Source organism: uncultured Roseobacter sp. (assembly GCF_947493125.1).
Taxonomy (GTDB): Bacteria; Pseudomonadota; Alphaproteobacteria; order Rhodobacterales; family Rhodobacteraceae; genus Roseobacter.
Genome location: NZ_CANLQB010000002.1, coordinates 516,591 through 540,294, shown reverse-complemented (window position 1 = coordinate 540,294; position 23,704 = coordinate 516,591). Strand labels below are relative to the sequence as shown.

Below are 23,704 nucleotides of genomic sequence, written 5' to 3'. Positions count from 1 at the left end.
ACTTTGTGCATTGCCGGACTGACGACGGAAGAGCGTTCCGGACGCTGAACATCATCGATGAATACAGCCGAGAATGCCTGGCGATCCGCGTTGACAGAAAGCTGAACTCAGGCCACGTCATCGATGCACTGAGTGACCTGTTCATCCTGCGGGCTGTGCCTTCGTTTATTCGGTCAGACAATGGCCCAGAGTTCGTAGCGCAAGCCGTGCAGGAAACGATTAAGGCCGTCGGCGCAAAAACCGCGTATATCGAACCGGGCTCACCTTGGGGGAACGGATACTGCGAAAGCTTCAATGCCCGGTTCCGAGATGAGTTCTTGAATGGCGAGATCTTCTCCAGCCTGCGCGAAGCTCAAATCCTGATCGAAGAATGAAGGAAACACTACAACACCAAAAGACCACACAACGCATTGGGCTACCGCCCTCCGGCCCCAGAAACCATCGTCCAGATGGACCCAAGGCCGGCCATGCACCAACAATCAAATCGGACCACTCAGGTGGGGCTGATCAACATGACCCGAATGGTCCGACATCACGAGTCGCCACACATGTCTGAAAAGTGGTGAGCCGTGCAGGATTCGAACCTGCGACCCACTGATTAAAAGTCAGTTGCTCTACCAACTGAGCTAACGGCCCACTAGGGCGCCTACTTAGAAAGGAGGCGGCAGGGGGTCAAGCCCTTATTCATCGTTTTCGCCGGTGCGCTCTGGATAGTTTTGCCGCAGCAGACTATATGGCCGCAATGCAGAGTTCAGAGCATATCGGACTGCCCTTCATGAAGATGCATGGGCTCGGAAACGATTTCGTCGTGCTCGACGCGCGCGCGCAGCAGATCGACGTGGACGCCGGACTTGCCAGAGCGCTTGGCGACCGCCATCGCGGCGTCGGATTTGACCAGTTGGCCGTCATCTCGCATGGGGCCGACACCCTGCGCCTGACCTTTTTCAACACCGACGGCTCACAGGCGAACGCCTGCGGAAATGCGACCCGCTGCATCGCGCGCCACCTGATGGAGGAGACCGGTGAAACCGAACTGCAGCTGACGACGGGCCGTGGCGTGCTGACGGCCCGCGATGAAGGCCATGGGCTCACCGCGGTCAACATGGGACATCCTCAGCTCGACTGGGTGGATATCCCGCTCGCAGACGCCATGGACACCCTCTCGTTGCCCATCGACGGCGCGCCTGTCGCCACCGGCATGGGGAACCCGCATTGCACCTTCTTTGTCGAGGACGTCGAGGCCATCGACCTGGCTGAGTTCGGCGCCGCCCACGAGCACCACCCGTTGTTCCCGGAACGCACCAACGTCCAGATCGCTCAGATCACCGGGCCAGATCGCATGCGCATGCGCGTCTGGGAGCGCGGCGTCGGCATCACGCTGGCCTCAGGATCCTCGAGCTGCGCAGCGGCGGTCGCGGCAGCCCGGCTTGGCCTCACCGGCCGCGCGGTGCGGATCGACCTCGATGGCGGCAGCCTGTCCGTCGACTGGCGCGACGACGGCGTCTGGATGATCGGCCCCACGACCCATGTGTTCAGCGGAACGCTGACGCCCGCATTTCTGGCCTCCCTGACATGATCACGCCGGTGTTCTCCACGATGGGCTGCCGGCTGAATGCCTATGAGACCGAGGCGATGAAGGAGCTCGCCGCCGACGCGGGTCTCGACAATGCGGTTGTGGTCAACACCTGCGCCGTCACCGCAGAGGCCGTCCGCAAGGCACGGCAGGACATCCGCAAACTTCGGCGCGCGCACCCCGATGCCCGTCTCATCGTCACCGGCTGCGCGGCCCAGACCGAGCCAGAGACCTTCGCCCGCATGCCCGAGGTCGACGCAGTCATCGGCAACAGCGAAAAGATGCAGGCCGACACCTGGCACGGGCTCTCCGCGGACTTCATCGGCGAAACAGAAGCGGTACAGGTCGACGACATCATGTCCGTCAAGGAGACCGCGGGCCACCTGATCGACGGGTTCGGCACCCGCAGCCGCGCCTATGTTCAGGTGCAAAACGGCTGTGATCACCGCTGCACCTTCTGCATCATCCCCTATGGGCGCGGCAACTCGCGGTCTGTCCCTGCTGGCGTGGTCGTCGACCAGATCAAGCGACTGGTCGACCGGGGCTACAACGAGGTTGTTCTCACCGGTGTGGATCTGACCAGCTGGGGCGCGGATCTGCCCGCCGGGCCAAAGCTCGGCGATCTGGTGATGCGTATCCTGCGGTTGGTTCCGGATCTGCCCCGGCTGCGGATCAGCTCGATTGACAGCATTGAAGTCGATGAGAACCTGATGGCGGCCATCGCCACCGAACCGCGCCTGATGCCACACCTGCACCTGTCGCTGCAGCATGGCGACGATCTGATCCTCAAACGCATGAAGCGCCGCCATCTGCGCGAAGATGCCATTCGGTTCACAGAAGAGGCCCGGCGCCTCAGACCGGAGATGACCTTCGGCGCCGATATCATCGCCGGGTTTCCGACCGAAACGGAGGCGATGTTTGACAATGCGCTGGCGCTGGTCGCCTACTGCGATCTGACCTGGTTGCACGTCTTCCCCTACTCCGCGCGCAAAGGGACCCCGGCGGCGCGTATGCCCGCGGTCGACGGGTCCCTGATCAAGGAGCGCGCCGCCCGTCTGCGTGCGGCAGGGGCCGCACAGGTTCAGCGGCATCTTTCCGATCAGATCGGCAAACACCACCGCATCCTGATGGAGAGCCCCACCATGGGCCGAACCGAACAATTCTGCCCTGTCATCTTCCGGGATCCGCAGATCGAAGGCCGCCTCGTCACCACGCAGATCAGCGGGCGCACCGACGAGGCGCTGACCGCCTGAGCGCCGGCGGCCCAGAATCTGCGTGACAAAAGCGCGGCTTGATCGCTACTCTGAGGCCACCTTGTGGGAGAGGGATAGTGCAAGATCACATTGAGTGGGTCCTGGAGATGACCATCCAGGACGGCCAGTCGGATGCCGTGCAGCCATTGATCGACGAAATGGTTGCGGCCACCCAGGCCAATGAACCAAGCGCGTTGACCTATGAATACTACCTGTCGGAGGACGGGGCCCGCTGCACCGTTGTGGAGCGCTATGCCGACAATGACGCGCTGATGCTGCATCTGAAAAACTTCGGAGAGCATTTCGCGGAGCGCTTCCTGGCGGTGTTCGCGCCCGCACGGTTCACCGTCTACGGGCCGGCGGACGCCACATCGCGCGCCGCCCTCGCCGACTTCGGAGCCACCTTCGAGAGCCGGATCGGCGGCTTTCATCGCAGCTGACATACGCTGGTCGTCAATCTCTGGTACCGGGTGATCGCGCGGGCCACACGCCGCGATTGAAAGGCTGCACCTGGCACAGTAGGCTGCCGCTTCCAGAGGTCGGGCGCGACCAGAAAGAGGGACAACGAGATGGACACAGTTACATTGCCAAAAAGCGGGTTCCTGGCGCATGCGTCCAAGGACCTCTCGGAGCTCATGGCCTCTGTCGCAACCGAAGTCTCTCTGGACGAGGGCGAGGTGCTCTTTGAGCAGGGCGACATCGGTGACACGCTCTACGTCATCGTCTCGGGCTCGCTGGAATTCAGCGTGCTGTCGCGGGAGGGGCGCAAGCTGTCTCTCGATGTGATGCGGCCCGGTGCGCTCTTCGGTGAGATCGCACTCTTCGACCCGGGCACCCGGACCGCCACGGTCACCGCTCTGGAGTCCACCCTCCTGCGGGGCGTCAAGAACGCCGATATGCTCCGGGCGATCCGCAAGGCGCCGGATCTCGGGATCGACATGATCCAGCTGGCGGGCGAGCGGATGCGTTGGATGAGCAGCCAGTTGAACGAACAGGTGTTCCTGTCCATGCCGGCCCGCCTCGCCCGCAAGATCCTTTACCTGACGGTCGACGGCTCCAAGCAGCTGTCGACCCTGCCGCTGTCGCAGTCCGAACTGGCCGAGTTTGTCGGTGCAACGCGCGAGGCGGTGTCAAAGACCCTGTCTTTGTGGAAACGGGCGGGTGTGATCGAGGCGTCCCGCGGCGGTGTCCGTGTGCTCGACCGCGAGGCGCTGCAGGTCATGGCGGACCTGCACCAGATTTAATCCCACCCGTGTGAACCGTTTCACAGACCCCGATTCGATTTTGCGGCATGGTGGTCGCAGATCAGGACAGCGCGTCCGGATCTGAGGGGCTCCAAATTTCGGGGAGCCCCCGACACAGAAGGGGCTACACCATGAAACGCCGAGACGACAAGGCGACCAATCCGGCCAGGGTTCCACCCGCGGCCTCACCGATGCGCACACTTCTCACCTGGCTGGCAGACGCGGACCGCGAATTCCGCATTGCCCAGTCCATGGTCGAGAAGTTTCATCGCCGTTTTTGAGAGGTCGACATGGCTGTCACGTTAACGATCAAGATAGGGACCTCGCTGGCGCAAGCCAGATTGGCTGCATTTGACAGATCCCAGCGGGTCCCTTTTTACGAGAAAACGCCGTCGAATGTGATCCAGTTCACATACGTCGAAAATCTGTTAACCTATGGTTAACCTATTAGTGGTGACCGGTAGCGAGTAACCGCCTCGATTAAGAAGGCAAAAACGGCTGGTAAAGAACGATTTGGACTAAGGGACAGGAATGAGATCATGGCGAAAGACGCGTTCAGCTGCCAACTACCCGTGACATCTCGGACCATCTGATTCTGACTCTCCCCAGGGTCTGTCATTTGCCTTCCTTGTGAAGGTGCAGACAGAAACCCCCCGCGCCGCACGGCACGGGGGGTTTTTTCATCTCTGTCCGGGTGGAGATCAGATGGTCTCTTTGCCCTTGACCGGCGCCCAGAGCCGCTTGTTGGTCAGATAGAGCAGCACCGACAGCAAGGTCAGGAAGACCACACCGACAAAGCCGGCCTGCTTGCGGGCCATCATCTTCGGCTCCGCGGTCCACATCAGAAACGCAGATACGTCCTCGGAGATGTGATGCAGGTCATTCTCGTGGCCGTCGGCATAGTCCACGTCTTCCCCATAAAGCGGCGGCGCCATGGCGATCCAACCGCCCGGGAAAGCCTTGTTCTCATAGAGAGTCACGCCCGCTTCTTCCTTTTCTTCACCGGTATAGCCGGTCAGCAGCGAGGCGATGTACTCCGGCCCGCCGATCCCTTTGAAGAACTGGTTGATGCCGAGCCCGTAAGGCCCGTGGAAGCCCGCGCGTGCCTTGGCCATCAGGCTCAGATCAGGCGCATTCTCCAGCCCCGACTCGGGGAAATGATCGGACGGGCGTGCCGGGCGGAAGTCGTCGATCTCCGGATCGAAAACCTCGAACTGCTCCGCATAGGCGCGCACCTGATCTTCCGGCATCGCGGGACCGCCCTCTTCGGACAAGGACCGGATCGGCACGAACTTCAGCCCGTGGCAGGCAGCACAGATCTCTGTATAGACCTGCAGGCCGCGCTGCAGCTGGTTCTGATCGTAGGTGCCAAACGGGCCCTCGAAGGAGAAGTCGAAGTCCTCGATATGCGTGTCGTAGGCGCCTGCCGCGTGACCGGCTGTGGCCAATCCGAGGGCCGCCACAGCGCTGAGTGTAAGTGTTCTGAACATGAGTACGTGTCCTTTATTCAGCAGGCGTGGCTTGCGCTTGACCCGTTGCAGCCTTGTCGGCAGCCTTCGGGTAATGCGCGGCAAAATCGTCTTCGATCGTATCCGGCTGCGCCAGCGGCTTCTCGATCACGCCAAGCAGCGGCAGGATGATCAGGAAGTACGCGAACCAGTAGGCTGAACCGATCAGAGCGATCACGGGATAGATCCCTTCGGCAGGCATCGCACCCACCCACATCAGCACGAAGAAGTTCACGACGAAGAGCCAGAACCACCACTTCAGCATCGGACGATACCGCGCCGACCGCACCGAGGAGGTGTCGAGCCAGGGCGCCAGCGCCATCACCGCAATCGAGCCGAACATGGCCAGAACACCGAAGAACTTCGCATCAATGATGCCACCGGTGACAAAAGACGCCAGTTGCACGATCCAGACGGTGTCATCGAAGGCCCGCAGGATCGCGTAGAACGGCAGGAAGTACCATTCGGGCACGATGTGCGCAGGCGTCGCCAGCGGGTTGGCCTCGATATAGTTGTCCGGGTGGCCCAGATAGTTCGGCATGAAGCCGACCACCGCGAAGAACACCGCCAGGATCACGGCCAGGGCAAACAGATCCTTGATCACGAAATACGGCCAGAACGGCAGCGTGTCCTTCTCCGCTTCTTCCTTCGACGTGCGGCGCACTTCGACCCCGGTGGGGTTGTTGTTGCCGGTCGTGTGGAAGGCCCAGATGTGCACGACCACAAGGCCGAGGATCACGAAGGGCAGCAGATAATGCAGCGAGAAGAAGCGGTTCAGCGTGGCATTGTCCACCGCCGGTCCGCCCAGCAGCCAGGTCTGCAGCGCCTCGCCCACGAAGGGAATGGCACCAAAGAGGCCGGTGATCACGGTGGCGCCCCAGAAGGACATCTGACCCCACGGCAGCACATAGCCCATGAAGGCCGTACCCATCATCAGCAGGTAAATCAGCATGCCGATGATCCACGTGATCTCACGCGGTGACTTGTAGGAGCCATAATACATGCCCCGCAGAATGTGCGCGTAGACCGCCACAAAGAACAGCGACGCTCCGTTCTGGTGGATGTACCGCAGCATATGCCCGCCATTCACGTTGCGCATGATGTGCTCAACGGAGGAGAACGCATAGTCCACATGCGGTGTGTAGTGCATCACCAGCACGATGCCGGTCACGATTTGCAGCACCAGCACGAAGGTCAGGACAATGCCCCAGATCCACATCCAGTTGAGGTTCTTGGGCGTCGGGATCATCAGCGTGTCATACATCAGGCCGATGATCGGCAACCGCTTGGCAAGGCTCTTTTCCCAAGCCGCCTTCGGTTCATAATGGTCGTGAGGAATTCCAGCCATCAGGTCTCTCCCTTAACCGAGTTTGATCGTGGTTTCGTCCACGAATTCTGCAACAGGCACCGGCAGGTTGCTCGGCGCAGGGCCTCTCCGGATCCGGCCCGACGTGTCGTAATGCGACCCGTGGCAGGGGCAGAACCAGCCGTCGAAGTCGCCCGCATCGCCCAGGGGCACACAGCCGAGGTGCGTGCAGACCCCCATCATCACCAGCCACTCTCCCCCCTCGTCCAGGGCGCGGTTTTCGTCCGAAGCATCTGTTCCATCGGGCAAATTCGCGTTCTCGGCGCTCTGGTCCGGCAGATCCGACAGCGTCACGTCGCGAGCCGCCGCAATCTCCTCTTCGGTCCGGCGGCGAATGAAGACCGGCTTGCCGAGCCATTTCACGGTCAGCTGCGTGCCGGGCTCCAGTCCGCTCACATCGACGCGGATCGAGGACAGGGCCAGAACGTCCGCCGATGGGTTCATCTGGTTGACCAGCGGCCAGATTGCAGCGCCAGCGGTCACCGCTCCTGCGCCTGCGGTGGCGTAGTAGAGGAAATCCCTGCGGCTGCCTTCGTGATCTTCTGCGTGGGACACGGGTTTCTCCATTTCCTGCACCGGCGAACCGGCAAATACGTCAACAGGCCACGCTCTGCGCAGCCCTACTCCAGCGGGTATGTAGCGCTGTGCTTCCGTCGCGTCTAGTAATCAAAGACGCGCAAACGGTCGCAGGTCCGCCGAATTTTCCGGGTTTCTAAGACGATCTGACGTGCAAATCGTTAATTTGATCGCATTTGTCAGCCGGCGGGCGGTTTGGTCGCACCCATCGAAGGGCGCGAATCGACGCTCTCATGCCATTTGGCAAGCGCCGCGTTGCCCGCGCGCCAGTTCCGCGCATCGTGGCGGAAGTCCAGATAGGACAGCGCACAGGCCACCGAGATATGCCCCATGTCCATCGGTCCGGACAGATGGCTCATCCAGCGCGCGTTGAGCACCGAGATCGCGCGCGCGACCTTGTCCCACTGCGCGTCGATCCAGTCGCCATATTGCATGTCTTCGGGGCGCAGACGCATCTCATAGGCCATCGACACAGCCGAATCCATGATCCCGTCGCCGGTCGCCTCCAAGGTCAGCGTCTCCCAGCGCGCGGCGCCGGTGGGGTACATCTTCCCGCCGTAAAGATCGTTCAGAAAGGCAGTGATCACCCGGCTGTCATAGAGCGTGGTTCCATTGTCGCGCACCAAAGAGGGCAGCTTGGCCAACGGGTTGCTGGCGGCGAGGCTGCTGTCGGACGCAAAGGCCGTCGACTGGACGTTGATCAGCTCGACCTCCTCCGCCTTGCCCAACTCATGCAGCAGGACAACGACTTTGCGCACATAGGGTGAGGCGGGGGAATGATAAAGCTTCATCGGGCGGTCCTCCTTGCGATGTCGCGCAGACCCTAACAGAGCTAGGTGCCGTGTCCATTGGCTCCGCGCATCAGCGCGGCCAGAACCGCAAGGTCGGTCCCCTGCCCGAAGGCGGCCACAAGATCAGCGGCCTGCAGGCGCACCGCATCGGGCTTGTTCTGGTTGAGCTTCCAGGTGCCGTCGATGGCCGTCACCTGCATCCGGCAGGGCACAATCGCGCGCATCATCCGGTCCATCACCCCCTCGGACATCTTGGAGGTCAGCCAGGGCTCTTTCGGCAGCAACCGCTCCTCGAAGAGCGCCGACTGCCGGTCGAGCAGATCGCGCAACTCCTGCTGCGGACGCAGCTCCAGCCTGCCCGTCAGATGCACGGCGACATAGTTCCAGGTGGGCACCTGATCGTCGATCCCGTACCAATCGGGGGAGACGTAGCTGTCCGGCCCGGACACCGCCACGCGCGCCGGCAGCGGTCCCTCCGTCAAGGCCCGCGCAATCGGGTTGGAGCGGAGCAGATGCAGCTCCAGCACCGCGCCCGCCTCATCCAGCAGGAAGGGGATATGCGCCAGCCAGGGTGCCTCTGCGCCGCTCACCGCCAGCACACCGAACGCCCGCTCGCGGGCGAACGCGATGTTATGCGCCGCGCTGTGGGTGTGAAACACCGGGTTGGGATGCATGGGCCGGCCTCGCTCTCGAACGCGGCTTTCCTCTTGCAGGCTTTGCCCCGCCTTGGCAAGCTCGGGCCATTCTCAGGGCGGGGTGGAATTCCCCACCGGCGGTATGGCGGCTCCGATCACCGGAGACCTTCGAGCCCGCGAGCGCAACGGGTTTCCTGACGGAAATCCCTTGGTCAAGCAGATCTGGTGAGAGGCCAGAGCCGACGGTCACAGTCCGGATGGAAGAGAATGCACGCGGGCGTCGCGGCCTTTCGGCTTGCGCGGTTGCGCGTGTGATCGCCTTGGGTGGACGTGTCGAACCTAAAGGAGATCAACATGACACACACCCGTTTCGCCTTTGTCAAAGCCCAGTGGCACGCCGATATCGTGGACCGCGCGCTGGAGGGCTTTACCGAGATTGTCCCACTGTCGCAGGTCGATGTGATCGACGTGCCGGGTGCCTTCGAGCTGCCGCTCATGGCACAAGATCTGGCGCGCTCGGGGCGCTATGCCGCGGTGGTCTGTGCCGCCTTCGTGGTGGATGGTGGCATCTACCGCCATGAGTTCGTCGCGCAATCCGTGGTCGACGGGCTCATGCGCGCGGGGCTGGAGACCGGCGTGCCTGTGGTGTCGGTGTCCCTGACCCCGCATCAGTATCAGGAGACCGAGCACCACAACGCCATCTACCGCGCCCATTTCGTCCGGAAGGGCCGCGAGGCCGCCGACGCCGCCCTCGGCCTCCTCAAGGCGCGCGAGGCTCTGCGGGCTGACGTGGCGTAAGACGTCAGACCACGCATAGTACCCGGGGGAGAGAAGCGCCCTTGCCCCCGTCGAGGGGGCGCGGGCGCTGCCCGGCGCACGCGCCGGGCGGTGGCGCCTGACGGCAAACGGGGCTAGCCCAGGTACGCCCGCAGCGCCGGCGGCGGGTTCTCCAACAGGGCCTGGGCGGGTTGCGGCGCCGCCGCGCGCCCGCCTTCCACAAAGATCACATCATCCGCGATCCGCCGCACATCCGCCGGGTCGTGGGTAACCATCAACAGCGTCGCTTCTGTCTCTGTTGCGAGCTCTTGCACCAGGTCCAGCATATCCTGCCGCAGCGCGGGCCCGAGTGCTGCAAACGGTTCGTCCAGCAGGATCACCGGACGGTCCTGCACCAGCACCCGTGCCAGCGCCGCCCGGCTCTGCTGCCCACCGGAGAGCGCGCCCGGCTTGCGCGCGTCCAGACCCTCCAGACCCACACGCGACAGGGCCTGCGCCACCCGCGCCCTCTCCTCGGCACCGAGCTTGAGATCTGGCCGAATGCCAAGCCCCGCGTTCTGCGCGATGCTCAGATGGGGAAAGAGGTTGTTGTCCTGAAACAGCATGGCGATGGGGCGGTGGCCGGGCGCCACATCCGTAATATCCCGTCCGTCACACAGCAGCCTGCCTTCCCGCAGCGGCGTGAACCCTCCGATGGCGCCCAGCAGCGTGGATTTGCCCGCACCCGACGGGCCGATCACCGCCGTCCTCCGCCCCCGCACAACCTCGAAATCCGCCCGCAGCAAAAACCCGCCCTGCGCGATCTCAACGCCCTCAAGCCTCAGCATGCCAGCGCCCTCCCTTGTCACAGAGCCAGAAGAGCGACAGCGCCATCGCCAACAGCAAGAGCGCCGCGCCCGCCGCGGCCTCCGTGCGATAGGCGCCCATCAGGCGGTACATCTGCAAGGGCAGCGTGGCGCGGTCCGGGTCGGCAAAAAGCGCGATCACACCCAGGTCCCCCACCGATAAGGCCCCGGTCAGACCCGCCGCGAACCCGATCTGAGCGCGCAGCCGCGGCAGCACCAGCCACCGCCACGCCGCCCATCCCTGCAGACCAAGCGACCGCGACAGCCGGTCATAAGTCGCCAAAACATCCCGCATCGGCGGCACCAGAATACGCAGCGCGAAGGGCAAGGCCATCAGCGCGTTGATCAGCGCCGTCACGGGAAGCGCCAGCGGCACCGGGTCGGCAATCGGGTTGATCAGGATGAACCAGCCCGTGCCGATCATCAGCGGCGAGGCCGAGAGACCAACGAGCCCGATCGCCTCCGCACTGCCGCGCCGCCGCGTGCTGATCCACCCGGCCATGGGCAGGGCGATCACCAGCAGCACGCAAATACTCAAGAGCGCCACCCAGAGCGAATTGCCCGCCGTCTTCCAGACCACCGCCGGCATCAGCGGCAGCCCTTGTAGACCGGCCAGCAGGATCGCAAAGAGCGGCAGCAGCAGAAATGCGCTCCCCAGCGCGATCACCACAGCATCGCCCCACGCCTGCCAACCGCCCCGCGCATCCCAACGCCGCAGCCCCCGGTCGAGCCCGGCGCTCAGCGGAAAGTTCGGGATCACCCAGAGTGCGACCAACGCAGCCCCCCCCGCGAGCCCCAGCTGGATCAACGACAGCAGCGACGCCCGCGCCAGATCGAAATCAAACCGAAACGCCTGATAAATCGCGAGTTCAATCGTCGTCGCCCGTGGCCCTCCGCCAAGCGTCAGCGCCACCGCAAAGCTCGTGAGACAGATCACGAAGACCAGCGCCGCCGCGCCAGGCACCACCTGTTTCAGGAGCGGCCACTCCAGCGTGCGGAAGATCATCCTTGGCGGCAGGTTCAGCTGCGCGGCGAGCCGGAATCGCTCCGCCGGGATGCTCTGCCAGCCTTGCAGCAACAGCCGCGTGGCGAGCGGCAGGTTGAAGAACACATGCGCCAGAACGACGCCGTGCAGACCGTAGATGGAGAGCGTCGGCAGACCGACCGCGCCAAGCCCGGTGTTGAGCCAACCGGTCCGGCCAAAGACGGCCAGCAGCCCCAGCACCGCAACAATCACCGGCAGGATGAACGGCGCCCCCAAAAGCGTGATCAACACTCCCCGCCCCGGAAACCGCCGCCGCGCCAGCGCGCGGGCCAGTGGAATCGCAACCACCACCGAGAGCAGCGCCGACAGAGCCGCCTGCACCACCGTAAAGCGGATCGCAGCCCATTCCGCGGGGCCGAGCCCGCGCCCCACTTCGGCGCGCAATCCCAGCCCCACAAAAGACAGCAGGACCGCCGCGACGACAAAGACGCCCGCGGCGACCCCACTGGTGCCGATTATTGGCTGAGCGCGCGGCGCCATGTCTCGATGGCCTGATCCTTGCGGGCTTCCGCCTCATCCTCGGAGTAAAACAGCACCTTCTCGGGCAGCGGCAGCTGCGCCCAGCCCTCGGGCCACTGATCCTCCGGCAGGGCCGAGGGCAGCGACCAGTTCGCCATGGGGATCATCTGCTGGAAGTCTTCGCTCAGCACATAGGCCATGAAGGCATCCGCCAGCTCCGGTTGATCCGTGCCCGCAATCTTGCCCACGGTTTCCACCATGAAATAATGCCCCTCGGGGAAGATCGCCGCCTTCTTGGTGAAATCCTCTTCGGCGAACATGTGATAGGCGGGCGAGGTGGTGTAGCTCAGCACCATATCGACTTCGCCATCAGTGAACATGCCGTAGCTCGCCGACCAGTCCTTGGTCACGGTCAGGATCTTCGGCGCCAGCTTCTCCCAGACCTCAGCGGATGTCTCGCCATAGACCGCCTCGACCCAGAGCACGAGAGCAAGCCCGGAAATCGACGTGCGCGGGTCCTGGATAACCAGCTTCACATCGTCCTCCATCTCCAGCAACGCATCAAAGCTCGCCGGCGGCGCGTCCATCGTGGTCTCATTATAGATGAAGGCCGTATGGCCGTAGTTGAACGGCAGGAAGGTGTCGTCGGTCCAGTCGATGGGCAGGGTCAGCGCAGAATTGTCCTGCCCGTGCGGCGCAAAAAGCTCAGTGGCACGGGCGCGGGCTGTGACATCCGACGTCAGGCCAATGACCACATCCGCCTTGGTCCGCTCCCCTTCGAGCAGCAGCCGCGGCAGCAGGTCACCTGTGGAGAATTGCAGATCGCAGGCGCAGATGGCCTCGAAGCCTTCTTCTATCTTCGGGCCGGGGCCCCATTCAGAGGTGAAGTAATCGCCCGCATAAACTGTCAACACAGGCGTCTCGGCGCCCGCCTGTGAGGCCAGCAGCAGGGTGGTTGCAAGTAGAGTTCTCCGCATGATCAATCCTTTCAAATGCGACGAACGGATGAAAGGATGATCAAGCTCACCTTCCCTCCGCCGGTCTTAACCGGGTCAGGTTCTACGGGTCCGTGCGCTTGCACATCTCAGCCGGATTGGCCCCCCGAGGTACGCTCAGACGTATCGCCGCGCTTCGGGATTGGCAAGCGATAAGCTCTTGAGGCGGCCCGCCCGCGCCGCTAAGCAGCCAGACCAAAGGAGCCTTTCCATGTCGATCAACAGCTTTGGCCATCTTTTCCGCGTGACCACTTGGGGGGAAAGCCACGGGCCTGCCTTGGGCGCGACGGTCGACGGATGCCCGCCGGGTGTGGCGATTGACGAGAGCATGCTCCAGCACTGGCTCGACAAGCGCAAACCGGGGCAGAACAAATACACCACGCAGCGGCGCGAGGCCGACGCGGTCAAGATCCTGTCGGGCACGTTCGAAAGGGTCACGACCGGCACGCCGGTGCAACTGATGATCGAGAACACCGACCAGCGCTCGAAAGACTACGGCGACATCAAGGACAAGTTTCGCCCCGGCCACGCGGACATCACCTATTTCCAGAAGTACGGCATCCGCGACTACCGCGGCGGCGGCCGGTCAAGCGCGCGAGAAACCGCAGCGCGTGTGGCCGCCGGCGGGCTCGCGCGCGCTGCCATCGCCTCGCTTGTGGCGGGGGTGGACATCACCGGCTACATGGTTCAGATGGGCCCGCACAAGATCGACCGGAAGCGGTTCGACTGGGACGAGATCGCCCGCAACCCCTTCTGGGTGCCCGACGCACAGGCGGCGGAGGACTGGGCGGGCTACCTCGACGGGCTGCGCAAATCCGGCAGTTCGGTGGGCGCGGTGATCGAGGTCGTCGCGCGCGGCGTGCCCGCAGGCCTCGGCGCGCCGGTCTACGGCAAGCTTGATACGGATCTCGCCGCGGCAATGATGAGCATCAATGCGGTCAAGGGCGTCGAGATCGGCGAGGGCATGTCGGCGGCGATGCTGACCGGAGAACTGAATGCCGACGAGATCACCATGGGACCGGATGGCCCTGTCTATTCTTCGAACCACGCGGGCGGCATTCTGGGCGGGATCAGCACCGGGCAGGACATCGTGGTGCGCTTTGCGGTGAAGCCGACCTCCAGCATCCTGACCACTCGCCGCACGATCACCAAGACCGGCGAGGAGACCGAGATCATCACCAAGGGCCGCCATGATCCCTGCGTCGGCATCCGCGCGGTGCCGGTGGGTGAGGCGATGATGGCCTGCGTGCTGCTCGACCACCTGCTCTTGCACCGCGGTCAGGTGGGCAAAAACCAGGGCCACATCGGTTAGGCGGCCTGCGCCTCCAGCAGACGCGCAACACCCTGCACGCTGGTCTCGACAGCGCCCAACGGCAGATGCGACCGCGCCAGCACGCGCAGCCCGATGTAGTGGGTCAGAATCACATTCGCCAGCGCGCGACGGGCGGCATCGTCCAGCGCATGATGCACGGGCGAGGCGCGCAGCGCCGTCTCCAGACCCGCGCGGATGCCCTCAAGCCCCTGCTGCACCGCCGCGGCAATCTCCGGGTCCGACATCTCGAACCCCGCCGCCGCCGTGCAGAGCAGGCAGCCGCGATGATCACCCTCCAACGCCACTGCCGCTGACGCCTCGAACAGGCCAAGGATACGTTCCCGCCCATCCGGTATCTCCGGATCAGACAGCCGCGCCTGCGCCGCCCCCACGGCCGCATCCTCGTAATGCTCCAGCACCAGCAGAAAGAGCGTCTTCTTGTCCTTGAAGGCTTTGTAAAGACTGCCCCGCGTCAGCCCCATGCCCTCCAGCAGATCAGGCAGCGAGGCGTCCTGATAGCCTTTCTCCCAGAACACGCCCATGGCGTTCCGGATGGCATCATCGGTGTCGAACTCTCTTGGACGGGCCATGGCGGTCTCCTGTTTCCGAACCTCAACATAGTTCGGAACCACTTGTTACACAACTCACGCAGACGTGTATTGTACCAATCAGTTCCGAACTCTAGGGTCAGCCCACGTCCCCAAGACAGCAAGGATAGCCAAACTCATGAAACACCTCTTCTCCGCCCTCCTCGTCATCGCCCTCACCACCCTGGCCAGCTTCGGCGCGCTGGCCGACAGCGACACCCGCGGCACCTTCATCGGCAAGAGCGACCACATCACCACCGGTGGCGTCACCATCGTGAAACACGCCGACGGCACCGCGACCGTCACGCTGGAAGACGACTTCTCGCTCGACGGCGCACCCGACCCGCGCGTGGGCTTCGGCAAGGACGGCACCTTCGTCGAAGCCTCCGACCTTGGCGAGCTCAAGCAGCTCAACGGCAAGCAGGTCTACACCGTGCCCGCCTCGATCAACGTGGATGACTTCAACGAAATCTACATCTGGTGCCTGAAGTTCTCGGTCCCGCTGGGCGTCGCCAAACTCGGTTGATCTTTCGCCCGCCGAGGCGCATCAGAGGGCCATGGCCCAAGACCTCACCGAACACCGACCGGGCCGCGCAATTGCTCTCAAGCTTTGCGCGGTCTTCCTGTTCATGGTAATGGCGGCGATCATCAAGAGCGTCTCGGGCCAGGTCCCGCCGGGCCAGGCCGTCTTCTTCCGCTCGCTCTTCGCGATCCCCGTGATCGCGCTTTGGCTCGCCCAGCGCGGGCAGCTGCGCGCGGGGCTGATCCCCTCGAACCTCATGGGCCACGTCTGGCGCGGCGTCTTCGGCACCTCGGCCATGGCGCTGACCTTCGCAGGGCTTGGCCTCCTGCCGCTGCCCGAGGTCACCGCCATTGGCTACGCCACCCCCCTCTTTGCGGTGATCTTCGCAGCACTCTTCCTCGGCGAGCGGATCCGGCTGATCCGCATCTCCGCCGTGGCCCTCGGCCTCGTTGGCGTGATGATCGTGATCGCCCCGCGCCTCAGTGTCGGCGCCGATGAGATCTCGCGCGCGGCCACCCTCGGCGCGGTGATGGTGCTCGTCGCCTCGATCCTGCGCGCCCTGGTGCAAATCCACGTGCGTCGCCTGGTCCAGACCGACCACACCGCCGCCATCGTCTTCTACTTCTCCGTCACCGCCAGCTGCCTGGCGCTGCTCTCCGCGCCCCTCGGCTGGGTCATCGACCACCCGTCGTTCGTCTGGGTCTGGCCCGCGCAGAGCGTGATCCTCTGGCTGATCACCGCCGGGCTCATCGGCGGCGTGGCCCAGATCATGGTCACCTCGTCCTACCGCTTCGGCGGCGCCTCCATGCTCGCGCCGTTCGACTATGCCTCGATGATCTTTGCCGCCCTGATCGGCTATCTGGGCTTCAACGAAGTGCCCACCGGCCCGATCCTCCTCGGCGCCAGCCTCGTGATCGCAGGCGGCATCCTGATCATCTGGCGCGAACACCAATTGGGGGTTGACCGCAGCAAGTCGAAGCCCAATCAATCGCCCCCGGGCACACCGTAAGGGAGACACCTATGAGCGACGCAGAGACGCACAAAGAGGACATGAAAAAGGTGCAGGCCAAGCACCGCGCCAAAGTGGCCGAGGCGCAAGACCCCGGGCGCGGGCTGGTGCTGGTGCACACCGGCAAGGGCAAGGGCAAATCCTCCAGCGCCTTCGGTGTCGTCATCCGCGCGCTCGGCTGGAAGCAGAAAGTCGGCGTCGTCCAGTTCATCAAGGGCAAGTGGATCACCGGCGAGAAGCGCTTCTTCGACCAGCTCGGCGATGTCACCTGGCACACCATGGGCGAAGGCTTCACCTGGGACACGCAGGACCGCGAGCGCGACATCGCAGCAGCCGAGGCCGCCTTCGCAAAAGGCGTCGAGATGATGCAGAGCGGTGACTACGACCTCGTGGTGCTCGATGAGATCAACATCGCCCTGCGCTACGACTATCTCGACATCCACGCGGTGATCGACAGCCTCAAGGCCCGCGATGACCGCACCGGCGTGATCCTGACGGGCCGGGATGCCAAGCCCGAGCTGATGGAGTATGCCGATCTCGTCACCGAGATGACCGAGGTCAAGCACCCCTATCAGTCCGGCATCAAGGCCCAGCGCGGGGTGGATTTCTGATCCACCCACACCATCTCGCGGATCAACGAAAGGATCTGCGATGCCGAAACCCCGCGACGGACGACCCGACATCACGTCGCTCACCACGGGCGCCGAGCTGCGCCGCTGGTACTGGCTGAAATCCGAGCTGGAGGCGCAGGCCACGGCGGTGGGCGTCCGGGCGACGGGCGGCAAGTTCACCCTCCTCGACCGCCTCGCGCATCACCTCGACACCGGCGAGACCCGCTGGCCCGGCGACATCCGCACCAAGCCTCGCTCGAAATTCGACTGGCACAGCGCGGAGCTGACGCCCGAGACGGTGATCACCGACAGTTATCGCAACACCCAGAACGTGCGCCGCTTCTTCAAGGCCCACGCAGGCGACGGCTTCAAGTTCAACATCGCCTTCATGGCCTGGATGAAGGAGAACACCGGCAAGACGCTGGCGGATGCAGTCGCCGAATACCACCGCCTCAAGACCGAAGCCGCGCAGCCTGGCTTTCAGAGCGAGATCGCGCATCACAACCAGTTCAACCAGTACACCCGCGACTTTCTCGCCGACAATCCGGATCGGGGCATGGCGGACGTGCGTAAGTACTGGGCGCTCAAGCGCGAAACACCGTCCGAGAGCGGAAGACACGTCTATCACCCCTCCGATCTCGACCTCGGCTAGAGCGGCCTTCAGAAAATCCGAAGCACTCGGTCGTCCCTCGCGCCCCTGCCGGCACCGCCGGCCAGCCCCCGACCCTCCCGTTTTGCCGAAGGCAAACCTTCGGTTTGGCGGGAGCGGGCTTCACCCCCACCCAGGGTCGGGGGCTGGCCTTCACTCTAAGGCAGAAGCGTCTCAGATTTCATGGCGCCCCACCACCGCGCGGGCCGGTCATCCTCCGTTCAGAAAGCGGGGCTCAAGACCCAAAAACCACCCAAACACCGATCCCGCACCGACAAAATACCGACGTGATACCGACGCAATACCGACGTCGGAAAATCGCTTAATGGCAGGCGCTTGACCGCGATAAGGGGAAAAAGCCCGTCCCCCGGGCACAGGTGTTGCGCGTACGCTCCGGCAAGCCCCCGGCAACACTCCGGGGGCCGCCTAGTAGATCTCAGAGCCGGGTGCCCTTCGGGTCTAGCGTCACGGAGTAGAGCTCTGTATCCGCCCGGTCCATCAGCCGCACCGTCATCTGCTCCGTCTGCGCGTCGATATCGACCAGCCCGAAGAACTGCAGACCTTCGCTCGGCGGCAGGTTCACCCCCTGCTCCTCGGTCGGGGCCTTCACATACTTCACCTCCGCGCCAAAGGTCATGTCCATCGCATTCGGCCCGAAGGTGCCCGCGTGCAAGGGCCCAGAGACGAACTCCCAGAAGGGCTCGAACTCCTGAAACTGCGCCTTGTCGGGGTTGTAGTAATGCGCCGCCGTGTAATGCACATCCGCCGTGAACCACACGGTGTTGTCGATGCGCGCGGTCTTGATGAACCGCAGCAGCTCCGCCACCTCGACCTCGCGCCCCATGGCCGGGCCGCTGACCCCATCCGCAATTCCTTCCGAGCCAGCCTGCTCGCGGAAATTATCCCACACAATCAGGCCGATAGGCTGATCCGAGGCGATGACCTTCCAGGTCGCATTTGAGGCCGCCAGCTCGCGCTGGAGCCAGGCCATCTGCTCCGCGCCCAGTACCCGCTGCTCGTCCGTCAGCTCTTCGGTCATCTCGGCGGTGTTCGGCCCGCGATAGCTGCGCAGATCAAGGAAGAACACATCCAGCATCGGGCCATAGTTGATCTTGCGATAGACGCGGCTCGGCTCTTCCGGGGTGATGCGCAGCGGCGTCATCTCATGGAACGCGCGCGTGGCCCGCGCCTGCAGCAGGTGCACCGACTTCTCGGTGTAGCGGTCATCGGCCATCATGTCCTTGCTGTCGGACCAGTTGTTGACGACTTCATGGTCGTCCCACTGCATGAAGGTCGGCACGGAGGCGTTCATCGCGCGCACGTGTTCGTCGAGCAGATTGTATTTCCACTGCGCGCGAAACTCGTCGAGCGTTTCCGCCACCTTGCGCTTCTCATCGGGCAGAAGCACGTTGCGCCAGATCACCTCGCCGTCTTTCTCGACCTCGTCCTGCATCGGACCGTCGGCATAGACCGTATCACCGGAATGTATAAAGAAATCAGGCTCATGCCGGGCCATCGTCGCATAGGTCGCCATGCCGGTCTCGTCGATGCCCCAGCCCTGCCCGGCGGTGTCACCGGACCACGCAAAGCGGATGTTCCGCCGGGCCGTCGGGGCCGTCCGGAAGCGCCCAACGAGAGGTTCCGATGTTGCATTCACATCACTCAGATCAGCGGCGGTGAAGCGGTAAAAGATGTCCTGATCCGACGGCAGCCCGGCCACCAGGCGCTTGATGGCGAGATCACCCGAGGGGATCGCATCCATCGACGCCAAGCGTCGCGCATTGGCAAAGCTTTCGGTGGTCGAGACCTCCATGCTGATCCGCGCAGGCCGGTCCACACGCGTCCAGATCATGCCGGACGAGGTGTCCACGTCGCCCGACTGTACACCGTGGGTAAAGACGGGCCGTGCAGAGGCTCGGCTGAGGCTCGGCATCGCCAGACTGGCAGCAAAGGCGGTGGATCCGGCCAGAACGGCACGGCGGGTAGGGCGGATGAGCTGTGTCACGAGAGATCTCCATGTGGCGATTGGCTACTGCGCGATAGAACCCTCAGAACGTAACGCTGAGGGTACACACGTGTAACGGGAAGATCAAAGATTCATGACAGCCACTCAGCCCCTGTGGCAGGCGGAGGCCTCGACCACCAACCCATCGGGCCCGAACCGCAGGGTTTCCGCGGCCAGCACATCGCGTTGATTGCGGTAGAGGATCACCACCATGCCGTGGCCTCGCAACACATCGACCACGATGAAAGACAGATCGGGCTGCTGCGCCAGGGCCGCCGCCCAGTAGCCGCGCAGCGCACCACGTCCATGGATCTCACCGCGCCCTGTCAGCCGCATCGCCTTTTGCGAACGAAAGACCACATCCGCGCTGTAATGCGCGAGGATGCGGTCCAGATCATGGGCGTTCCAAGCGGCTTCCCATTCCTCAGCGAAGGCGTCGTAGTCCACGTGGGATCAGCTGCGCACCAGCTTCTCGTAGTCTTCCGCGATCTCGCGGGTCATGGCGCCGACCTCGAAGTTATAGTCCCCAATCTGACCAACGGGCGTGACCTCCGCGGCGGTACCTGTCAACCAGCACTGCTCGAAGCCTTCCAGCTCTTCGGGCATGATCACGCGCTCGTGCACCTTGATCTGGCGGTCCTTCAGCATGCCCACAACGGTCTGGCGTGTCAGCCCGTTCAGGAAACAATCGGGGTTGGGCGTATGCACCTCGCCGTCCTTGACGAAGAAGATATTTGCCCCCGTCGCCTCGGCCACATAGCCGCGGTAATCCATGAACAGCGCGTCCGAACAGCCCTTGGCTTCCGCGGCGTGTTTTGATGTGGTGCAGATCATGTAGAGACCGGCGGCCTTGGCATGCACCGGGATCGTCTCGGGGCTCGGGCGTTTCCACTTGGCAATGTCGAGCTTCGCGCCCTTGAACTTGGCATCGCCGTAGTAGCTGCCCCACTCCCACGCGGCGATGGCCAGATGCACCGGATTGCGCGCCGAGGCGACACCCATGTCTTCACCGGCACCCCGCCAGGCCACCGCGCGCACATAGGCGTCGGTCAGACCATTCACGGTCAGCACCTGCTGCTTTGCGGCCTCGATCTCATCGACCGTGTAGGGGATCTCAAAATCCAACTCGCCAGCGGAGAAGTGCAGCCGCTCGGAGTGTTTACGGCTCAGGAAGATCTTACCATTATAAGCCCGTTCACCCTCGAAGACCGAAGACGCATAGTGCATGGCGTGGGTCAGAATGTGGACATTCGCCGCGCGCCAGTCGACCATCTGGCCGTCCATCCAGATCTTTCCGTCTCGATCGTCGTATGCGCCCGCCATTGTCTTTCCTTCCCAGCTTGACCATCATATTTCCAAATATTGCGCAAAATACGTCCGATACGGACACATTATTGCGCAAAAGATGCGACTCGATAGCCCTTAACCCTTGGAATGTCAACAACACTGACATATGCTGCTGGACAAAGGACTATGATTTTTTGAGGCACGGAATGGCGGACGGGCGCAGTTCTTCAGCCCAGAGCGGTGAAAACCTTCTGTTTTTGACCGATGAGCAGCTGCGGCAGGGCATCGAAGCGATGTTTTTCGCTTATCGGGGTTTCACGGCTGATCCCGACCGCATCCTCTCCGACATGGCCTATGGGCGCGCGCATCACCGTGCGGTGCATTTCATCAATCGCGCGCCCGGCACCACCGTGAACAACCTGCTCAACATCCTCGGGGTCACGAAACAATCGCTCAACCGTGTCTTGCGCACGCTGATCGAGGATGGTCTGGTTGAGAGCAAGGTCGGGAAGGCGGACAAGCGCGAGCGGCACCTCTTCCTGACCACGGAGGGCCAGGCGCTGGAACAGAAACTATCCGACGCACAGCGCGCACGCATACGCATGGCCTTTCGCGATGCGGGCCCCGAGGCGGTTGCCGGGTTCCGGACGGTTTTGGAGGCGATGATGGACCGAGATATGCGCACGGCCTATGCGCGGCTGAAGGACAGTGGCACATGAATGAGATGGACGCCCACCTGCTGATCATCGACGACGATGAACGGATCCGCACACTCTTGCAGAAGTTCCTGATGCGTAACGGGTTTCTGGTGACGGCAGCGCGCGATGCCGCCCATGCGAGGCGAATCCTGTCAGGGCTGGATTTCGATCTCATCGTGCTCGACGTGATGATGCCGGGCGAGGACGGTGTGTCGCTGACCAAGTCGCTGCGCGAGACGCGCGCGGTGCCGATCCTTTTGCTGACCGCAAAGGGAGAGACGGGCAACCGCATAGAAGGCTTGGAGGCCGGCGCCGACGACTATCTTGCGAAACCCTTCGAGCCGAAGGAATTGCTGTTGCGGATCAACGCCATTCTGCGCCGCATGCCCGAGGCGCCGACGGATCATACCACGCCCAAGGTGCTGAGCCTCGGCGGCATCCGTTACGATATGGAGCGGGGCGAGATGTGGCAGGGGGAAGAGTTGGTCCGTCTGACGGCAACCGAGATGCAGTTGATGAAGATTTTTTCAGCCAGCTGCAACGAGCCGATCAGCCGCGCCAAGCTGGTCGAGGAGTTGGGACGCGACCGAGGACAGGCACAGGAGCGTGCCGTCGACGTTCAGATCACCCGGCTGCGGCGCAAGATCGAGGAAGACCCAAAACAGCCGCGTTATCTCCAGACAGTTCGTGGCGCCGGTTATATGTTGGCGCCGGAGTAGCCCGCATGGGCTTGCGCGGCACAGCCCTGCAAGCCCATGCGGGCGGGCGCTCCACACCGAGGCTGGTGCGCTGGCTGGAAACCCTCTAAGACAGGCGAAACCCAAAGACAGCGAGCCGACATGACCGATACCCCCGTAGATGAAATGAGTTTCGAGCAGGCGATGGCGGAGCTCGAAACCGTATTGGGTCAGCTCGAACGCGGTGATGTGGCTCTTGACGAGAGCATCGCGCTCTACGAACGCGGCGCGGCACTCAAAGCCCGCTGCGAAACCAAGCTGAAAGAAGCCGAAGAGAAAGTAGCCGCCATCACCCTTGACGGTGACGGCGCGCCAACCGGGATAAAACCGGTCGAAGGGCTCTGAGCGATGTTCGCCGACCGTCTGGGTGCCGCCGCCCGGACCATCCAAGCGCGGTTTGATGACGTGCTGGGTCGTCTTGACGACCTCCCGGTGGTTCACGCCATGCGCCATGCGACCCAAGGCGGCAAACGGTTGCGCGGCTTTCTGGTGCTCGAAAGCGCCCGGCTGCATGACATCGCGCCCGATCGGTCGATCTGGCCCGCAACCGCCATCGAGGCCCTTCATGCCTACTCTCTGGTCCATGACGATCTGCCTTGCATGGATGACGACGATCTGCGGCGCGGCCAGCCAACGGTGCATCGGAAGTGGGACGAAGCGACTGCCGTGCTGGCCGGGGATGCGCTGCAGAGCCTGGCTTTCGAGCTGGTCACGCGCCCTGACACCAGCCCTGATCCTGCCGTGCGCGCCGACCTGGCGCTGCGCCTCGCGCGGGCCAGTGGGGCTGAAGGCATGGTTTTGGGGCAAGCGCTCGACATTGCCGCCGAGACGGTGCAGACGCCGTTTTCGCTGGACGATATCACCCGGCTGCAACGGGGCAAGACCGGCGCTCTGATCGAATGGGCCGCCACTGCAGGCGCGGTTCTGGGTCAGGCCGACCCGACGCCCTTGCAGCATTATGCCCGCGCCCTGGGTCTTGCCTTCCAGATCGCCGATGACGTGTTGGACGTCACCGGTGACAGCGCTACTGTTGGCAAGGCTGTCGGCAAGGACGCTGACGCAGGCAAGGCCACCTTCGTGTCATTGCTCGGGCTCGAGACAGCCCAACAGCGTGCCACCGATCTGGTGGCCGAGGCCTGCGACAGCCTGCAGGGTTACGGCGCCAAGGCTGAGACGTTAAAAGAGGCGGCACGCTTTGTCGTGACCCGCGCACATTGAG

Annotated in this window: 27 protein-coding genes, 1 tRNA gene, 1 pseudogene and 2 riboswitches; of the genes and pseudogenes, 16 read left to right on the top strand and 13 right to left on the bottom strand. The window is 63.4% G+C overall.

Translation table 11 applies throughout. The annotated features are described in order from the left end of the window. Nucleotides 1-566, top strand: a pseudogene (locus Q1A71_RS06365) (integrase core domain-containing protein); the annotation flags it as partial. Here Q1A71_RS06365 and Q1A71_RS06360 read toward each other — a convergent pair. Continuing rightward, nucleotides 561-636: transfer RNA gene (locus tag Q1A71_RS06360), tRNA-Lys, on the bottom strand. The pseudogene Q1A71_RS06365 and the gene Q1A71_RS06360 overlap by 6 nt on opposite strands. Nucleotides 637-733: 97 nt before the next feature. Between Q1A71_RS06360 and dapF the strand changes: the two genes are divergently transcribed. From dapF to Q1A71_RS06335, 5 genes are all read left to right on the top strand, one after another. Beyond that, nucleotides 734-1,576 carry a diaminopimelate epimerase gene (dapF, locus tag Q1A71_RS06355; RefSeq protein ID WP_299673176.1) on the top strand — a complete coding sequence of 281 codons (843 nt, stop codon included), beginning with the start codon at nt 734-736 and terminating at the stop codon, nt 1,574-1,576. Continuing rightward, nucleotides 1,573-2,826 (top strand): tRNA (N(6)-L-threonylcarbamoyladenosine(37)-C(2))-methylthiotransferase MtaB, encoded by a 1,254-nt coding sequence (gene mtaB / locus Q1A71_RS06350; RefSeq protein WP_299673174.1) that lies wholly within the window; start codon nt 1,573-1,575, stop codon nt 2,824-2,826. The genes dapF and mtaB overlap by 4 nt, the downstream gene beginning before the upstream one ends. Nucleotides 2,827-2,903: 77 nt before the next feature. Next, entirely contained in the window at nt 2,904-3,266 is a 363-nt protein-coding gene (locus tag Q1A71_RS06345; RefSeq protein ID WP_299673172.1) for an antibiotic biosynthesis monooxygenase, read from the top strand. 129 nt (nt 3,267-3,395) lie between these two features. Continuing rightward, the gene (locus Q1A71_RS06340; protein ID WP_299673170.1) at nt 3,396-4,070 is read left to right on the top strand and encodes a Crp/Fnr family transcriptional regulator; all 675 of its coding nucleotides are present in this window, start codon (nt 3,396-3,398) and stop codon (nt 4,068-4,070) included. Nucleotides 4,071-4,201: 131 nt separating this feature from the next. Further along, nucleotides 4,202-4,351 (top strand): hypothetical protein, encoded by a 150-nt coding sequence (locus Q1A71_RS06335; protein ID WP_299673168.1) that lies wholly within the window; start codon nt 4,202-4,204, stop codon nt 4,349-4,351. A gap of 420 nt (nt 4,352-4,771) precedes the next feature. On the opposite strand, the gene Q1A71_RS06330 is transcribed toward Q1A71_RS06335, so the two are convergent. From Q1A71_RS06330 to Q1A71_RS06310, 5 genes are all read right to left on the bottom strand, one after another. Further along, nucleotides 4,772-5,560, bottom strand: coding sequence for a cytochrome c1 (locus Q1A71_RS06330; protein ID WP_299673166.1), 789 nt, complete (start codon nt 5,558-5,560; stop codon nt 4,772-4,774). 13 nt (nt 5,561-5,573) lie between these two features. Beyond that, the gene (locus tag Q1A71_RS06325) at nt 5,574-6,926 is read right to left on the bottom strand and encodes a cytochrome b N-terminal domain-containing protein (protein WP_299673164.1); all 1,353 of its coding nucleotides are present in this window, start codon (nt 6,924-6,926) and stop codon (nt 5,574-5,576) included. A gap of 12 nt (nt 6,927-6,938) precedes the next feature. Further along, nucleotides 6,939-7,499, bottom strand: a complete 561-nt coding sequence (gene petA, locus Q1A71_RS06320; RefSeq protein WP_299673162.1) for a ubiquinol-cytochrome c reductase iron-sulfur subunit — start codon at nt 7,497-7,499, stop codon at nt 6,939-6,941. A gap of 200 nt (nt 7,500-7,699) precedes the next feature. Further along, nucleotides 7,700-8,311 carry a glutathione S-transferase gene (locus tag Q1A71_RS06315; protein ID WP_299673160.1) on the bottom strand — a complete coding sequence of 204 codons (612 nt, stop codon included), beginning with the start codon at nt 8,309-8,311 and terminating at the stop codon, nt 7,700-7,702. Nucleotides 8,312-8,352: 41 nt separating this feature from the next. Then, nucleotides 8,353-8,985: an FMN-binding negative transcriptional regulator gene (locus tag Q1A71_RS06310; protein ID WP_299673158.1), complete on the bottom strand. Its 633-nt coding sequence runs from the start codon at nt 8,983-8,985 to the stop codon at nt 8,353-8,355. Between the two features lie 64 nt (nt 8,986-9,049). Beyond that, nucleotides 9,050-9,219, top strand: a riboswitch (FMN riboswitch). An 81-nt stretch (nt 9,220-9,300) separates the two neighbouring features. On the opposite strand from Q1A71_RS06310, the gene Q1A71_RS06305 reads away from it, so the two are divergent. Then, a complete protein-coding gene (locus Q1A71_RS06305; protein ID WP_299673156.1) occupies nt 9,301-9,744 on the top strand; it encodes a 6,7-dimethyl-8-ribityllumazine synthase in 444 nt (147 codons plus the stop codon). A gap of 113 nt (nt 9,745-9,857) precedes the next feature. Here the strand turns inward: Q1A71_RS06305 and Q1A71_RS06300 are convergent, their stop codons facing one another. From Q1A71_RS06300 to Q1A71_RS06290, 3 genes are read right to left on the bottom strand one after another with little or no spacing between them, the layout of a single operon-like run. Beyond that, nucleotides 9,858-10,550, bottom strand: a complete 693-nt coding sequence (locus tag Q1A71_RS06300) for an ATP-binding cassette domain-containing protein (protein WP_299673154.1) — start codon at nt 10,548-10,550, stop codon at nt 9,858-9,860. Continuing rightward, the gene (locus Q1A71_RS06295) at nt 10,537-12,093 is read right to left on the bottom strand and encodes a thiamine/thiamine pyrophosphate ABC transporter permease ThiP (protein ID WP_299673152.1); all 1,557 of its coding nucleotides are present in this window, start codon (nt 12,091-12,093) and stop codon (nt 10,537-10,539) included. Before Q1A71_RS06295 ends, Q1A71_RS06300 begins: the two co-directional genes overlap by 14 nt. Continuing rightward, nucleotides 12,069-13,049 carry a thiamine ABC transporter substrate binding subunit gene (locus Q1A71_RS06290; protein WP_299673150.1) on the bottom strand — a complete coding sequence of 327 codons (981 nt, stop codon included), beginning with the start codon at nt 13,047-13,049 and terminating at the stop codon, nt 12,069-12,071. Before Q1A71_RS06290 ends, Q1A71_RS06295 begins: the two co-directional genes overlap by 25 nt. Before the next feature lie 35 nt (nt 13,050-13,084). Next, nucleotides 13,085-13,186: riboswitch (TPP riboswitch) on the bottom strand. A gap of 92 nt (nt 13,187-13,278) precedes the next feature. Between Q1A71_RS06290 and aroC the strand changes: the two genes are divergently transcribed. After that, the gene (gene aroC / locus Q1A71_RS06285; protein WP_299673149.1) at nt 13,279-14,379 is read left to right on the top strand and encodes a chorismate synthase; all 1,101 of its coding nucleotides are present in this window, start codon (nt 13,279-13,281) and stop codon (nt 14,377-14,379) included. On the opposite strand, the gene Q1A71_RS06280 is transcribed toward aroC, so the two are convergent. Beyond that, nucleotides 14,376-14,969, bottom strand: coding sequence for a TetR/AcrR family transcriptional regulator (locus Q1A71_RS06280; protein ID WP_299673147.1), 594 nt, complete (start codon nt 14,967-14,969; stop codon nt 14,376-14,378). The two genes, aroC and Q1A71_RS06280, sit on opposite strands and share 4 nt — an antisense overlap. A 136-nt stretch (nt 14,970-15,105) precedes the next feature. Between Q1A71_RS06280 and Q1A71_RS06275 the strand changes: the two genes are divergently transcribed. From Q1A71_RS06275 to Q1A71_RS06260, 4 genes are read left to right on the top strand one after another with little or no spacing between them, the layout of a single operon-like run. Continuing rightward, entirely contained in the window at nt 15,106-15,492 is a 387-nt protein-coding gene (locus Q1A71_RS06275; protein ID WP_299673145.1) for a DM13 domain-containing protein, read from the top strand. A gap of 31 nt (nt 15,493-15,523) precedes the next feature. Beyond that, complete coding sequence (locus Q1A71_RS06270; RefSeq protein ID WP_299673143.1) at nt 15,524-16,498, top strand: DMT family transporter; 975 nt, start codon at nt 15,524-15,526, stop codon at nt 16,496-16,498. An 11-nt stretch (nt 16,499-16,509) separates the two neighbouring features. Further along, entirely contained in the window at nt 16,510-17,109 is a 600-nt protein-coding gene (gene cobO, locus Q1A71_RS06265; RefSeq protein ID WP_299673141.1) for a cob(I)yrinic acid a,c-diamide adenosyltransferase, read from the top strand. A gap of 40 nt (nt 17,110-17,149) precedes the next feature. Beyond that, nucleotides 17,150-17,761, top strand: a complete 612-nt coding sequence (locus tag Q1A71_RS06260) for a DUF6434 domain-containing protein (protein WP_299673139.1) — start codon at nt 17,150-17,152, stop codon at nt 17,759-17,761. A gap of 433 nt (nt 17,762-18,194) precedes the next feature. Here Q1A71_RS06260 and Q1A71_RS06255 read toward each other — a convergent pair whose 3' ends face one another. From Q1A71_RS06255 to Q1A71_RS06245, 3 genes are all read right to left on the bottom strand, one after another. Beyond that, nucleotides 18,195-19,763, bottom strand: coding sequence for an alkaline phosphatase D family protein (locus Q1A71_RS06255; RefSeq protein ID WP_299673137.1), 1,569 nt, complete (start codon nt 19,761-19,763; stop codon nt 18,195-18,197). 105 nt (nt 19,764-19,868) lie between these two features. Continuing rightward, complete coding sequence (locus Q1A71_RS06250; protein ID WP_299673135.1) at nt 19,869-20,210, bottom strand: nuclear transport factor 2 family protein; 342 nt, start codon at nt 20,208-20,210, stop codon at nt 19,869-19,871. A gap of 6 nt (nt 20,211-20,216) precedes the next feature. After that, nucleotides 20,217-21,086, bottom strand: a complete 870-nt coding sequence (locus Q1A71_RS06245; RefSeq protein ID WP_299673133.1) for a branched-chain amino acid aminotransferase — start codon at nt 21,084-21,086, stop codon at nt 20,217-20,219. Between the two features lie 170 nt (nt 21,087-21,256). Between Q1A71_RS06245 and Q1A71_RS06240 the strand changes: the two genes are divergently transcribed. The 4 genes from Q1A71_RS06240 to Q1A71_RS06225 all read left to right on the top strand — a co-directional run bounded on the left by Q1A71_RS06240 (nt 21,257) and on the right by Q1A71_RS06225 (nt 23,703). Continuing rightward, on the top strand, nt 21,257-21,769 hold the full coding sequence (locus Q1A71_RS06240) for a MarR family transcriptional regulator (protein WP_299673131.1): 513 nt from the start codon (nt 21,257-21,259) through the stop codon (nt 21,767-21,769). Then, nucleotides 21,766-22,467 carry a response regulator gene (locus tag Q1A71_RS06235; protein ID WP_299673129.1) on the top strand — a complete coding sequence of 234 codons (702 nt, stop codon included), beginning with the start codon at nt 21,766-21,768 and terminating at the stop codon, nt 22,465-22,467. The genes Q1A71_RS06240 and Q1A71_RS06235 overlap by 4 nt, the downstream gene beginning before the upstream one ends. 120 nt (nt 22,468-22,587) lie before the next feature. Continuing rightward, nucleotides 22,588-22,830: an exodeoxyribonuclease VII small subunit gene (locus Q1A71_RS06230; RefSeq protein WP_299673127.1), complete on the top strand. Its 243-nt coding sequence runs from the start codon at nt 22,588-22,590 to the stop codon at nt 22,828-22,830. A 3-nt stretch (nt 22,831-22,833) separates the two neighbouring features. Continuing rightward, a complete protein-coding gene (locus Q1A71_RS06225; protein WP_299673125.1) occupies nt 22,834-23,703 on the top strand; it encodes a polyprenyl synthetase family protein in 870 nt (289 codons plus the stop codon). The last annotated feature ends 1 nt before the right edge of the window (nt 23,704 follow it).